Source organism: Pseudoalteromonas sp. S1612, assembly GCF_005887175.1.
Classification (GTDB): Bacteria; Pseudomonadota; Gammaproteobacteria; order Enterobacterales; family Alteromonadaceae; genus Pseudoalteromonas; species Pseudoalteromonas undina.
The window spans coordinates 1-13,450 of record NZ_PNDH01000055.1; the positions used below are offsets into that span (position 1 = coordinate 1).

Here is a 13,450-nt window from a genome sequence, read left to right on the forward strand (position 1 = left end):
TTTCATAAACTTCTCGCTTCCGTTCTAGCACTACCTTGACATGGTAGGGGTCGGTGGTTCGAATCCACTCAGTCGTACCAAAATTAGTAAATAATGTATTTAAAGTACGTTGAAGGAAAGAGCACTACCTACTCTTGATCACCCGGTCCAGAGGTCAGTGGTTTGAATCCACTCAGTCGTACCAATTCAAAAAATCCCTCAAGAAAAAGCACTACCTACTCTTTATCACCCGGTCCAGAGGTCAGTGGTTCGAATCCATTCAGTCGTACCAATCTCCATATCTACACTGTTAAAAAAGAATGTAGGTCGGTTAAGTGGCGAAGCCACGTCACCCGACATTGGTGAAACACCCCAACACCAAACATCACCCAACATAAAGCAAAACTGCACCGATATTGGTTAATATCCAACACCGTCGGATGACATCCATTTTATCACCCTGCAAAGTCAGTATTTATTGCTTGATAATTCATACTATGTTAACAAATAGACTATCTTTTAAATTAATACATCAAAAGCACGCTAAGAAAGGATTTAACTATGAAGTTTGTTACGCTCATTTTACTAGCCTTACTTGGCTTTTCAGTTGAAGAAGCTCATGCAAAAACGGTGGTTAAAGTAGGTGGCTATGAGTTCCCTCCTTATATAGAAATTGTTGATGGGCGTGCTTCTGGTCTTACCGTTGAATTAATAAGCGAGCTCAATAAAATACAGTCTTCTTATCATTTTGAATTAGTACTAACCACGCCTATTCGTCGCTTTAAGGATTACCAAAAAGGCCTATTCGATTCGGTTTTTTTTGAGAACCCGAACTGGGGGTGGCAACAAGGGAATAATGTAATTAGTAACTCCCCTGTTATAGCCATAGATACAGAAGTATTTATTGCTTTAAGGCAATTTGCAAAATCTCAAGCCTGGTTTGATAACTTAGAAGATAAAACCTTAGTGGGTATTTTAGGCTACCATTATCCGTTAGCTAATTACGAAAGTAGCCCCTCAGTTCTTGAAAACGAATATAAAATGACTTTATTAAGCAGCCATAAAAGAAGTATTGAATTAGTATTAAAAAAACGCAGCGATTGCGCTATTGTTACTCGCTCTTACCTAAATCAATACTTTAGCAAGTATCCAAAAAGCAAGCGTTTGCTACTTGTGTCTGAGCGAGTTGCACAAACCTATAATCATCAGTTATTACTGCGCCCAAACCACACGCTAGATATAAGCACCTTGTATAAATGGGTAAAGCAAGCACTCACGCAAGGCAATATTGCAGCTAGGCTAAAGCAACTTGGGCTTCAACAATCCCCTCTAATTACACCTTTACTGCTCACTAGCCAAACAAATACTGCTAATTAATGGCAGTAACTAGAAAACTTACTATTCTCATCATTTGTCGCAAACTCAACTAATGTCATTAGCAAATCACTGTGCTTATGCGTAAACCCAGTATTAGAAAGACGCTTTTCTAAATAGGCGGTAAAGTTTTTTCGCTGCTGGTGTTGGCTTTGTAACTTAATTAAAAGCTCTGACTGTTTTTGGTTAATTAATCGTGTCTCGTATATCGGGTCTTCATCTGGCCAATTCTCTACTGGAGAGCCCTTTTGTTGAAACACAAAATCACTCAACGAGCGTTCTATTTTATTATAATCATGCTCCCCTAGCAGCTTTTCTATCTCTTTTAGCAAACTTGAGTATAACACCCGAGGAAAAAGCTTATAAAAATCATGATTTTTGAAAGACTCACCAGAGGGCGTTTGCTGCCAATTTTCAAAGCTTGCTCGTAAAGCATGTACTAATATACGCCCTACATAATGGCTTTTTTGAAACGAAACGCCTTGCGACTCTAATCTCGATAAAACATGGTTTAACCGTTGCTTTAAACTACGTACTTCTAGTTGTAGTTCGCTTTTTTGAGTCTCTAGTAATTGTATTTCGTCAGCACTTGTTGTTATTTTTTGTTCTAACTTATTTATTTTAACTTGTGCACCATGAAACAAATCACGTGTATCTTTGAGCTCGGCCAATACACTGGCATTTTGTAATTTTATAGGCGAATTACCATCGCCTTTATAAGTTATGGTCTGTTTACTGTTTTTTAATGCTTTGTTTAACGCGTGCTCTAATTTACTGTCTATTACTTGACCAGACTTACTGCCTTTGAGCAACGTGGTTAGAGTTAAAGAAATATGCTTTTGATACCAATTTTGGATGTGTTCACACTGCACATCAGATAAATTAGCAAATGGATTATCTTCACTTATTGGCTTATTAGCCATAAAAGTTCCCTCTTGTAAAAACACCTTTAATTATCATACCAACACGATTGGTGATTTATTACAGCACCTAGAAATAGAGTAATATGAAAATTATTTATATAGTTATTCTATTAAATACGATTGAATTTTCATGTTATTAATAAAATAAGTACTAAATCGTATTTAAGTTAAATTACTTGTATTCGCATGTTAATAGTTATCGCTTTTTAAGGCTATATTTAATTGTATGAATACTAAAAGAACCTTACCATTTAAGTTGTTTATTCCAGATAACACACTAAACTTAACTGTACATATAAAAATGCATTATCCTTATGAGAATATTTTTAGTCGCTACCTTATTTATTTCACTTTTTGCTTACGCAGATCCTGCGCCAGTAACTTACACAGTTAATGATAAAAATATCACCCTTCCTGGCGAAAAATACAAAAGCGGTTACGGTTATAATTTAGAGGCTGATACCGTCCTTCGTTTAGTCACTCTCAACTGGCCTCCCTACATAGACGATAACTTATGCAATAAAGGCTGGCTATACCAGCTCACAGTTAGCATGCTGGTAAAGCGTGGTTATGGCGTTCATATTGAATTTTACCCTTGGGCGCGTGCAGTTCGCGAAGCAGAGCTAGGCAAAGCCGATATATTATTTCCTGAGTACTATATTGACGACGATGTCATATCCGAAAATATTCTAACAAAAACACGAAATCAGTTATTGGCGCTATCAGAACCAATTCCAGGCGGCGATTTATCATTTGTTGCGCTAAAGGATCATACTATTGACTACGATGGCAGCATTAACTCTGTAAAAAACCGAGTGATGGGCGTCGTTCGTTCATACAAGAATAGTGCTAAACTCGATGAACTTATTGATCAAGGTGAAATAAAAACCATTGTGGCAAACAGTGAATATCAGCTTATTCATTTGCTTTTAAACGGTCGTGTTGAGCTTATTGTTGCTGACTTAGAAGTACTTAGAGCCAGCGTTTACAAGTCACTTTTATCAAATAGAGATAAAAAAAGGATGCTAAATGCGCTCGTTGCATTAATGCCAAGCATTGAGTACAAAAATCTATATTATTCTGTAACTAAAAGTGCATCACAATGGCAATCTATTTTGGAAGATATAAATACTGAAATTGCGAATATGCATGCAAACAATGAGTTTGATAGCTTTATAAAAAACAAAAAACAACAGTGTTATAACCTTGGATAATTAACGATTTATTTTAAACTACATGATAACTATAAAGCTGATGCTCCCAAAGCCATCAGCTATTATATAATGTTTAAAAATCAAATGGCGCTCTTACCCAGCCTTCCATTAAAACACGCGCGCTGCGGCTCATACTGGCTTTGCTAACCTGCCATTGGCCATTTGTAACCACCGCCTCTGCTCCCACTTTTAATGTGCCCGAAGGGTGACCAAAGTTAACTTCATTAATAGCACCACCGGCGGCTAAATTAACTAATGTTCCTTCAACTGCCGCAGCAGTACCAATAGCGACAGCGGCAGTGCCCATCATTGCATGATGTAACTTACCCATTGACATAGCACGGACTAACAAATCGATATCACTTGCATTAATCTGCTTACCACTTGAGGATATATAATCATGTGGAGCAGCCACAAATGCCACTTTAGGTGTGTGTTGGCGTGCTTGTGCTTCATTAATATTATTAATTAAGCCCATTTTTACTGCACCATGGGCACGAATGCTTTCAAGCTTAGTTAGTGCGGCTTCATCAGCGTTTATGTCATCTTGTAGTTCAGTACCGGTATAACCAATATCACTGGCATTTACAAAAATAGTAGGGATACCAGCATTGATCATAGTTGCTTTTAACGTGCCCACGTTTGGAACTTCTAAATCATCAACTACATTGCCTGTTGGAAATAGCGCACCATCACCATCAGCAGGGTCAATAAATTCAAGCTTTACTTCAGCGGCAGGAAAGGTAACACCATCTAACTCAAAATCACCGGTTTCTTGTACTTCACCATTGGTCATGGGCACATGCACTAAAATACTTTTTTTAATGTTAGCCTGCCATACACGCACAATGGCAATGCCATTATCAGGTACTCTGCCTTTATCGACTAAACCATTACTAATGGCAAATGCGCCCACAGCAGAGGTTAAATTACCGCAGTTGCCACTCCAATCTACAAACGCTTTATCAATCGCGACTTGACCAAATAAATAATCAACATCGTGATCGGGCTGTTCACTTTTACTTAAAATAACCGTTTTACTGGTGCTTGATGTTGCGCCACCCATACCATCGGTTTGTTTACCGTATGCATCTGGGCTACCAATAACGCGCAATAATAAGCTATCGCGCGCCTCACCTGCCACTTGGGCAGGTGCAGGTAAATCTGTTAAATTAAAAAACACGCCTTTACTGGTGCCACCACGCATGTATGTCGCTGGCACTTTAATTTGTGGTTTAAACATAAATGTGCGTCCTTATGATGCTTGCGTAGCTTCTAAAAAGTCTTGCGCAAAGCGTTGTAACACACCGCCTGCAGCATAAATAGAAAGCTCTTCTTGCGTGTCTAATCGGCACTTCATTGGTACGTTTAATACCTCACCATTTTTACGTGTAATAACCAGTTCCAAAGTTGCTCCTGGTGTTGGCTCACCCTTTACATCGTAGCTTTCGCTACCATCTAGGTTAAGTGTTTTACGCGTTGTGCCAGGCTTAAACTCAAGCGGCAAAACGCCCATACCAATTAAATTAGTACGATGAATACGTTCAAAGCCTTCAGCTGCAATAACCTGAACACCAGCAAGCCTTACGCCTTTTGCTGCCCAATCGCGAGACGAACCTTGACCATAGTCAGCACCGGCAACAATAATAAGCGGTTGCTTACGTTGCATGTAGGTTTCGATGGCTTCCCACATACGCGTGTTTTCACCTTCTGGCTCTATGCGTGCGTACGATCCTTGCTTCACTTCGCCGTTTTCATCCAATACCATTTCGTTTAATAATTTAGGATTGGCAAACGTGGCGCGCTGCGCGGTTAAGTGATCGCCTCGGTGCGTTGCGTACGAGTTAAAATCTTCTTCTGGCACATTCATTTTAGTCAAGTATTCACCTGCCGCGCTGCTTGCCATAATCGCATTAGAAGGTGATAAATGATCGGTTGTAATGTTATCGCCAAGTACCGCTAATGCACGCATACCACTCATACTGCGCTCACCTGCTAATGCCCCTTCCCAATAAGGAGGGCGACGAATATACGTACTTTCTGGGCGCCAATCGTATAATGGGTCGTTATCTTCGCCGTAATCAACGGTTAAGTTAAACATAGGCTCGTATACTTTTCTAAATTGCTCAGGCTTAACGCTTTGCTTGATCACTGCATCTATTTCTTCATCAGATGGCCATAAATCTTTTAAGGTTACATCGTTACCTTGCTGATCCTTACCGAGTATATCTTTTTCTATATCAAAACGGATGGTCCCGGCAATTGCATAAGCAACTACAAGCGGTGGAGACGCTAAAAATGCTTGCTTTGCATACGGATGAATACGACCATCAAAGTTACGGTTACCGGAAAGCACCGCTGTTGCGTATAAATCGCGATCAATGACTTCTTGTTGAATTTTAGGGTCTAGTGCACCACTCATACCGTTACAGGTAGTACAGGCAAAACCAACAATACCAAAACCAAGCTGTTCAAGCTCTGGTAATAAGTTTGCATCTTCAAGGTACGATTGCACTGCTTTAGAACCTGGTGCCAATGAGGTTTTAACCCAAGGTTTACGCATTAAACCTTTTGCATTCGCGTTTCTCGCCAATAAACCTGCAGCAATTACATTGCGCGGGTTACTGGTATTCGTACAGCTAGTAATAGCGGCAATAATACACGCGCCATCGGGCATTAAGCCCTCTTCGTTTTCAACAACGCCCGAAATACCTTCTTTAGCTAAATCGCTAGTTGATACACGACGATGCGGATTTGAAGGCCCTGCAATGTTGCGCCCTACACTTGATAAATCAAATTTAAGTACACGATCGTAATGCGCTGTTTTTAAGCTGTCGCTCCATAGCCCTGCTGTTTTGGCGTAGTTTTCTACTAGTGCAATTTGCTCTTCATCACGACCTGTTAAACGTAAGTAATCAATCGTTTTATCGTCAATGTAGAACATAGCCGCCGTTGCGCCAAATTCAGGAGTCATGTTAGAAATGGTTGCTCTATCACCAAGAGTTAGTGCATCAGCCCCTTCACCGTAAAACTCGAGGTAAGTCGATACCACTCGTTGCTCACGTAAAAATTCGGTAATAGCCAATACAATATCGGTTGCAGTAATGCCCGGTTGGCGTTTGCCGGTAAGTTCTACACCCACAATATCAGGCAGGCGAATGTACGATGCGCGCCCTAGCATTACACTTTCGGCTTCAAGGCCGCCCACGCCAACAGCAATCACACCTAATGCATCAACATGCGGTGTATGGCTGTCGGTACCTACTAGCGTGTCTGGGAATGCAATACCATCACGGTTTTGAATAACCGGTGACATTTTCTCAAGGTTGATTTGGTGCATGATGCCATTGCCCGGCGGGATCACATCAATATTTTTAAACGCGGTTTTTGTCCAGTTTATAAAATGAAAACGGTCATCGTTACGTCTATCTTCAATGGCACGGTTTTTCTCAAACGCTTCAGGGTCAAAACCTGCGTGCTCAACAGCTAATGAATGGTCAACAATCAGTTGAGTAGGTACAACCGGGTTTACTTTTGCAGGATCGCCGCCTTTCGCAGCAATAGCATCACGCAGGCCCGCTAAATCAACTAGAGCGGTTTGCCCTAAAATATCGTGACATACAACGCGTGCCGGATACCATGGAAAATCTAAATCTTGCTTGCGCTCAATTATTTGGCTAAGCGCATCGGTTAGCATATCAGGTTCACAGCGGCGCACTAAGTTTTCGGCAAATACACGCGAGCTATAAGGAAGAGTAGCGTATACGCCTGGTTTAATGGCATCTACCGCGGCTTGGGTATCGTAGTAATCTACATTTGAGCCGGGTAATGGCTTACGGTATTGGGTGTTATTAATAATGGTCATAATAAATTCGCTAATTTGGTGACGGGGTTAATCAAGACAGGCTTTAGATTTGAAGGTGTATTGTTTGCATAATTTGCTAAAGCCGTAAAAGGTGAGTTGGTAACTCACCTTTGTATGGACTATATGTTTATCTTGATTCAATTGGCGTGTAGCTGCGCGCATCTGGCCCTGTGTAATCTGCACTTGGGCGAATAATACGGTTATTTGCACGTTGCTCTTTTACGTGAGCAGTCCAACCGGTTACTCGGCTCATTACAAAGATAGGCGTGAACAACTTAGTAGGAATACCCATAAAGTGGTACGCCGATGCATGGAAGAAATCGGCATTACAGAATAACTTCTTCTCACGCCACATAACTTCTTCACAACGAACTGATACTGGGTAAAGCACATCATCACCCACTTCTGCGGCTAATTTTTCAGACCATTTTTTAATAATAACATTCCGTGGATCTGACTCGCGGTAAATAGCGTGGCCAAAACCCATAATTTTATCTTTACGCTCAAGCATGCCCATAAGCGCGCCTTCAGCTTGATCAGCACTGCTAAAGCCTTCAATCATATCCATTGCGGCTTCGTTTGCGCCACCATGTAATGGGCCACGTAAGGTACCAATTGCACCAGTTACACAAGAATGGATATCAGAAAGCGTTGATGCACATACTCGACCGGTAAAGGTAGAGGCATTAAATTCATGCTCTGCGTACAAAATTAGTGATACATTCATCACTTGTGCAAATAATTCACTTGGCGCTTTATCGTGTAATAGCGTTAAAAAGTGTGCGCCTACTGAATCATCATCCGTTTGGGTTTCAATACGAACACCGTCATGAGTAAAACGATACCAGTAACAAATAATACTTGGGAAAATTGCCACCATGCGGTCAATCGCATCGTTTGCTTCGCTAAAGTCATTTTCCATTTCAAGGTTACCTAGCATAGAACAACCAGTACGCATTACATCCATTGGGTGCGCGTCTTTAGGGATGTTCTCAAGTACTGTTTTTAGTGATTCAGGTAAACCACGTAAGCTCTTAAGTTTAGCTTTGTACTCTGCCAGTTCGCTTGATGTTGGTAGCTCGCCGCGTGAAAGTAAAAACGACACTTCTTCAAACTGCGCTTTTTCAGCCAGTTCGCTAATGTCGTAACCACAGTAAGTTAAACCTGAGCCTGTTTGCCCTACTGTACATAATGCTGTTTGTCCTGCTACTTGGCCACGTAAGCCTGCGCCACCTAATGCTTTATCTACCATGATTTGTCTCCTGTTGAATTTTTTATTATTTGTCAGATTTTGCTGAAAAAAGGTTATCTAGCGTGTTTTCGTACGAGTGATAATCTAAAAAGTCGTAAAGCTCTGCACGCGTTTGCATGTTTTCAATTTGGCTTTGTTGCGACCCTTCATTCAAAATAGCCGAGTACACATTGAGTGCTGCTTTGTTCATAGCTCTAAACGCACTTAGTGGGTAAAGCACCATTTCTACACCCACATCGCTTAACTGCTCTTTGGTGTAAATAGGTGTTTGGCCAAACTCGGTAATGTTGGCTAAGATCGGCACGTTAATCGCCTTGCTAAATGCTTGGTAATCAGCAAGATCATGAACGGCTTCTGCAAAAATGGCATCGGCCCCCGCCTCAACACATGCTGCTGCACGGTCTATTGCTGCATTTAAGCCTTCTTTTTGAAATGCATCAGTACGTGCCATAATGTAAAAATCGCTATCGGTTTTAGCATCAACTGCGGCTTTAATGCGGTCAACCATTTCAGCTTGAGTAACTATTTCTTTATTAGGACGATGGCCACAACGCTTTTGCGCTACTTGGTCTTCAATATGAAAACCTGCAGCACCCGCTTTGGTCATTTCTTTAACGGTACGGGCAATATTAAACGCCCCGCCCCAACCTGTATCGGCATCAACTAATAATGGTAAATCGCTAGCGCCGGTAATACGGCGAATATCTTCAAGCACGTTATCAAGGCTAGTCATGCCTAAATCTGGCATACCAAATGAGGCATTAGCCACACCTGCACCCGATAAGTAAATAGCCTGATGGCCCATTTTTTCAGCCATCATTGCGGTATACGCGTTAATAGTACCCACAACTTGTAACGGATGGTTATTTGCAATTGCCTGTTTAAACTTTAATCCTGCTGACATTACCTTCTCCTAACTTTGAACGGGGCTGCTCTTTGGCAGCTTAGTATTTTTTAATAATGTTACATCTGTACTAGGATATATTGACCTTTCAAGGTTTAATCCGCAAAGATCAACAGACCCTAGCTAGCCATTTCATTTTGAGTGGCTTGTACTGATTGGTATCCATCAAATTTTGTTTGTATATTTGCTTGAGAAGCACTGATATGGCGTTTCATTAGCATTTCGGCGAGCTCCCCATCATGATTTTCTATGGCGTTTATAATCGCTAAATGTTCGTCAAACGCTTTCGATACGCGTGGCCCAACCATGCCCATTTGCACACGGTACATTCTTATTAATTGGTACAGGTCGTGGCATAACAAATGTATTAAGTGAGCGTTTTTACTGCCTTTGATTATTCTGTAATGAAAATCTAAGTCGCCGGCTTCTTGATAGTACGACTCACCTTCTTTAACACGCTGAGTTTGCAAATGCTGATTCAGTAATTGTTTCAAGCTTTGTACTTCATCGGCTGCCATATTGTCGGCAGCTAACCTACATGCAAGTCCTTCAAGGGCGCTGCGCACCTGATACACCTCAATTAAACGCTCTGCGGTTAATGCAACAACACGACAACCTATATTGGCTTTACGCTCAACTAAGTAACAACTTTCTAAACGATTTAATGCCTCTCTAAGTGTTGCACGGCTTACACCATAACGCTTTGCCAGTTCTGGCTCTGATATTTTACTGCCTTGTGCAATACTGCCTTCTACAATTTCGCGGCGCATATCTACAAACACTTTATCGGAAGCGGTTGTAACTGCGGTATCGTTTAAAAAGTGCTGTGTCATAAAGTATTTTTATATTGTCGACAATTTATGGGTTAACTATGTGCTTATTAGCTAACAGTGTCAACCCTAAAAGTGCTAAGGATGAGCAAAAAACCACCACATTGTCGACAGCATTAGCCAAAAGTATAATAATTTTTAGTATTGAGTGCGTTTTCACAATAAGGTGTCGACACTTTAAAGGTGCTACTATTTCGACTTTAACACTGAAAATAATCGCTAAAAATGCTATTATCCGCCTTTAATTTTATTGTATGAGCCAAATCGTGGACGCTAACACTTATATCCCCAAGCAATTTATTGACGACGTAAAAACTTATCTGCCTGAGCACCTTACGTTAGATGATTTTTTAAGTGCCTGTCGTCGACCTTTACGTAAGTCTGTTCGCGTTAATACATTAAAAATGAGTGTTGAAGAATTTAAACGCCATGCGGCTCAAAAAAATTGGCAACTCACTACTATTCCATGGTGCGATGAAGGTTTTTGGCTAGAGCGCCCAAATGATGAAGAGCAAAATTTAGCGCTGGGCAATACCGATTTACATTTAAGTGGCGCAATGTACGTACAAGAGGCAAGCTCAATGTTGCCGCCAATGGCACTAAAGCACAGCCTGCAAACTAGTAACACAGTACTCGATATGGCCTCTGCGCCAGGTTCTAAAACCTCACAACTAGCTGCACTAATGAACAATCAAGGTGTTTTGGTTGCAAATGAGCTGTCGTCATCGCGCTTAAAAGTGCTCAGTGCCACGCTAAAGCGAATGGGTGTTGGTAATTGTGCGTTATCGCATTTTGATGGCGTGATATTTGGTAATTACATGTTTGAATGCTTTGATAGTATTTTGCTTGATGCGCCCTGTTCAGGTGAAGGCACAGTTCGTAAAGACAGCGATGCATTAAAAAATTGGTCTATCGAATCAAACATTACCATTGCCCAAATACAAAAAGATCTGATTAAAAGTGCATTTTATGCACTTAAACCTGGCGGCACGCTGGTGTATTCAACCTGTACATTAACCCCTCTCGAAAACCAGCAAGTGTGTGATGCATTGCTAGAAGAATTTGGTGAGTACATTAAGCCAGAGCCTTTAAATGATCTTTTCCCTGGCGCAGAAAAAGCCACTATAGACGAGGGTTACTTACATGTTTGGCCTCAAACCTTCGACAGCGAAGGCTTTTTTATTGCTAAATTTAAAAAGCACAGCAGCTGCGAAAACCAAAATCTAAAAGTTAAAAAAGGTGCATTCCCTTTTAGTGACTTTGATAGTAAACAGCAAAGTGCGTTTATGAGCTCCCTCAAAAAGCAATTTGGTTTAACGAGTCTACCAGGCACATTAATGCAGCGAGACAAAGAGCTTTGGCTGTTTCCAGATGAATTTGAAGCAATACAAAACAAAATTAAATATGCCCGATTAGGTATTCAGGTAGGCGTTATTCATAAAAATGGGGTACGCCTCGCCCATGAATTCGCCACCGTATTTGGTAAACAATGTAAAGGCAATGTACTGGAACTAACCAATCAACAGGCCAGTGATTACTTTAATGGTAAAGACATTCGTTTGGATGAGGTTGTTAAGGCAACTGGGGAAGTGATCCTGACCTTATGTGGTTGCCCTATTGGTTTAGGAAAGTGGCAAAAAAATAAGGTTAAAAACTCACTACTTAGAGATTTGGTGCAAAATACGCAGTTAATAAACTGGGAGTAAACCCTAACTTAAATGTAACAAAGGTGTGCATAACAAATGTAACCCACTGTAATTATTGCAGTATAAAAAACGAACAAAAATGTGTATTTTTGAAGCTTTTGACTATACTTAAATAACTTTCTTCTTCTCCCTAAGAATCTGAAAGTGTCTTTAGTTAGCGCAGGGCTCACATATGAGCCCCTCTATAACCCAGAGTTCCTTATAGCTCTGGGTCTTTTTTTGTCTAAACAAAAGTTAACGGGCTTCGGGGATCGGGTTACGAGCTTAATCCCGAAACTTGCCCTAGCATTACAATTAGATCTTTAAGAGAAATTATGCACAAAGAGGTGATGAGACGCTACGCTTTTAGAGATAGTGTCAAAACAATTAATCACTTCGGTTAGTGGCTTTGGTTTCTCATTTACTTCTCATTCGCTTCTCTCAGTGCAATAAGATCTTTAAGAAAATTATGCATAAAGAGGGCTAAGAGACGCTGCGCTTTTAGAGGATGACACTTAAAAATCAGAAGCTGTACTTTTCACGCGGGCAAGCTCAGCGTCTATCTATAAGTTATGAGCTCTACTTAAGATCTGTTTGATCTTCTCATTTGCTCCTCATTCGCTTCTCTCAGTTCAATTAGGTCTTAGTGAATTATTCATATAAAGGATGAAAAGGCTCTGCGATTTAGAGGACGTGACAAATACAGAATATTTTAATTAATAACTAGGTCTAGTATTTAATGTTTTCTCATACAATTTTCTATGTTAGGTAAGCTTTGAATTGTTGTGTAAAGGATAAATTACTTTACTAAACTATAATCAGTCTAAATCAATACAAGCAGAAATAAAAAATCTAACTCTTAAAGTTACCATTGAATAAGGATAATCATGCACATTGACGAGTTAACACAAATAGTTATTGGCTGCGCTATAGAGGTACACAAAACCTTAGGCCCTGGCTTATTGGAGTCAAGCTATGAATCTTGTTTAATGTATGAGTTATGTCAGGCTGGGTTATTTATTAAAAATCAAGTTGAACTACCAATAATTTACAAGGAACAATATATTGCAACAGGCTATAAATTGGACATTTTATTACCAAATGAATTAATAATTGAACTGAAGGCCGTTGATAAACTACAACCTATTCACTCAGCGCAGTTGATTACATATATGAAGCTATCAAATATAAATACGGGCTTACTAATTAACTTTAATACACTAAAGTTGGTTGATGGTATCAAGCGCTTTAATTTATGATTTTTCAATCAACTTGATAGTTAATATTCTCTTAAGTGAAGATGCACAAAGAGGATTAAGAGGCGCTGCGCTTTTAGAGGTAGTGACAAAATAATTATTCAATTGGATTAGGGCTTTGGTTTCTCATTTACTTCTCATTCGCTTCTCTCAGTGCAATTAAATCTA

At 40.2% G+C, this 13,450-nt stretch carries 10 protein-coding genes; 4 read left to right on the forward strand and 6 right to left on the reverse strand.

The genetic code is table 11. The annotated features are described in order from the left end of the window. The first annotated feature begins 540 nt into the window (after positions 1-540). Positions 541-1,356, forward strand: coding sequence for an amino acid ABC transporter substrate-binding protein (locus tag CWB78_RS16315; RefSeq protein WP_138596498.1), 816 nt, complete (start codon positions 541-543; stop codon positions 1,354-1,356). Here the strand turns inward: CWB78_RS16315 and CWB78_RS16320 are convergent. Next, the gene (locus CWB78_RS16320; RefSeq protein WP_138596500.1) at positions 1,353-2,276 is read right to left on the reverse strand and encodes a V-type ATP synthase subunit I domain-containing protein; all 924 of its coding nucleotides are present in this window, start codon (positions 2,274-2,276) and stop codon (positions 1,353-1,355) included. The two genes, CWB78_RS16315 and CWB78_RS16320, sit on opposite strands and share 4 nt — an antisense overlap. A gap of 314 nt (positions 2,277-2,590) precedes the next feature. Here CWB78_RS16320 and CWB78_RS16325 point away from each other — a divergent pair, with 314 nt between their 5' ends. Continuing rightward, entirely contained in the window at positions 2,591-3,490 is a 900-nt protein-coding gene (locus tag CWB78_RS16325) for a substrate-binding periplasmic protein (protein WP_138596502.1), read from the forward strand. Positions 3,491-3,563: 73 nt separating this feature from the next. Here CWB78_RS16325 and prpF read toward each other — a convergent pair whose 3' ends face one another. The 5 genes from prpF to CWB78_RS16350 form a co-directional block, all read right to left on the reverse strand. Beyond that, a complete protein-coding gene (gene prpF / locus CWB78_RS16330) occupies positions 3,564-4,733 on the reverse strand; it encodes a 2-methylaconitate cis-trans isomerase PrpF (RefSeq protein WP_138596504.1) in 1,170 nt (389 codons plus the stop codon). A 12-nt stretch (positions 4,734-4,745) separates the two neighbouring features. Beyond that, positions 4,746-7,355, reverse strand: coding sequence for a Fe/S-dependent 2-methylisocitrate dehydratase AcnD (acnD, locus tag CWB78_RS16335; RefSeq protein ID WP_138596506.1), 2,610 nt, complete (start codon positions 7,353-7,355; stop codon positions 4,746-4,748). Positions 7,356-7,482: 127 nt separating this feature from the next. Next, positions 7,483-8,607, reverse strand: coding sequence for a bifunctional 2-methylcitrate synthase/citrate synthase (gene prpC / locus CWB78_RS16340; RefSeq protein WP_138596508.1), 1,125 nt, complete (start codon positions 8,605-8,607; stop codon positions 7,483-7,485). 25 nt (positions 8,608-8,632) lie between these two features. Continuing rightward, positions 8,633-9,511 (reverse strand): methylisocitrate lyase, encoded by an 879-nt coding sequence (gene prpB, locus CWB78_RS16345; RefSeq protein WP_008109898.1) that lies wholly within the window; start codon positions 9,509-9,511, stop codon positions 8,633-8,635. Between the two features lie 119 nt (positions 9,512-9,630). After that, a complete protein-coding gene (locus CWB78_RS16350) occupies positions 9,631-10,344 on the reverse strand; it encodes a GntR family transcriptional regulator (protein WP_138596510.1) in 714 nt (237 codons plus the stop codon). Positions 10,345-10,607: 263 nt separating this feature from the next. Between CWB78_RS16350 and rsmF the strand changes: the two genes are divergently transcribed. Together rsmF and CWB78_RS16360 are read left to right on the forward strand one after the other, a co-directional pair. Further along, a complete protein-coding gene (gene rsmF, locus CWB78_RS16355; protein WP_138596512.1) occupies positions 10,608-12,047 on the forward strand; it encodes a 16S rRNA (cytosine(1407)-C(5))-methyltransferase RsmF in 1,440 nt (479 codons plus the stop codon). A gap of 866 nt (positions 12,048-12,913) precedes the next feature. Beyond that, positions 12,914-13,285, forward strand: a complete 372-nt coding sequence (locus tag CWB78_RS16360) for a GxxExxY protein (RefSeq protein ID WP_138570616.1) — start codon at positions 12,914-12,916, stop codon at positions 13,283-13,285. Positions 13,286-13,450 lie beyond the last annotated feature (165 nt).

What these genes read in the sequence shown, in the direction of transcription:
- CWB78_RS16325 (WP_138596502.1), top strand. Translation starts at nt 2,591, where the DNA reads ATGAGAATATTTTTAGTCGCTACCTTATTTATTTCACTTTTTGCTTAC.
- prpB (WP_008109898.1), bottom strand. Translation starts at nt 9,511, where the DNA reads ATGTCAGCAGGATTAAAGTTTAAACAGGCAATTGCAAATAACCATCCG.
- acnD (WP_138596506.1), bottom strand. Translation starts at nt 7,355, where the DNA reads ATGACCATTATTAATAACACCCAATACCGTAAGCCATTACCCGGCTCA.
- CWB78_RS16350 (WP_138596510.1), bottom strand. Translation starts at nt 10,344, where the DNA reads ATGACACAGCACTTTTTAAACGATACCGCAGTTACAACCGCTTCCGAT.
- prpC (WP_138596508.1), bottom strand. Translation starts at nt 8,607, where the DNA reads ATGGTAGATAAAGCATTAGGTGGCGCAGGCTTACGTGGCCAAGTAGCA.
- prpF (WP_138596504.1), bottom strand. Translation starts at nt 4,733, where the DNA reads ATGTTTAAACCACAAATTAAAGTGCCAGCGACATACATGCGTGGTGGC.
- CWB78_RS16315 (WP_138596498.1), top strand. Translation starts at nt 541, where the DNA reads ATGAAGTTTGTTACGCTCATTTTACTAGCCTTACTTGGCTTTTCAGTT.
- CWB78_RS16360 (WP_138570616.1), top strand. Translation starts at nt 12,914, where the DNA reads ATGCACATTGACGAGTTAACACAAATAGTTATTGGCTGCGCTATAGAG.
- CWB78_RS16320 (WP_138596500.1), bottom strand. Translation starts at nt 2,276, where the DNA reads ATGGCTAATAAGCCAATAAGTGAAGATAATCCATTTGCTAATTTATCT.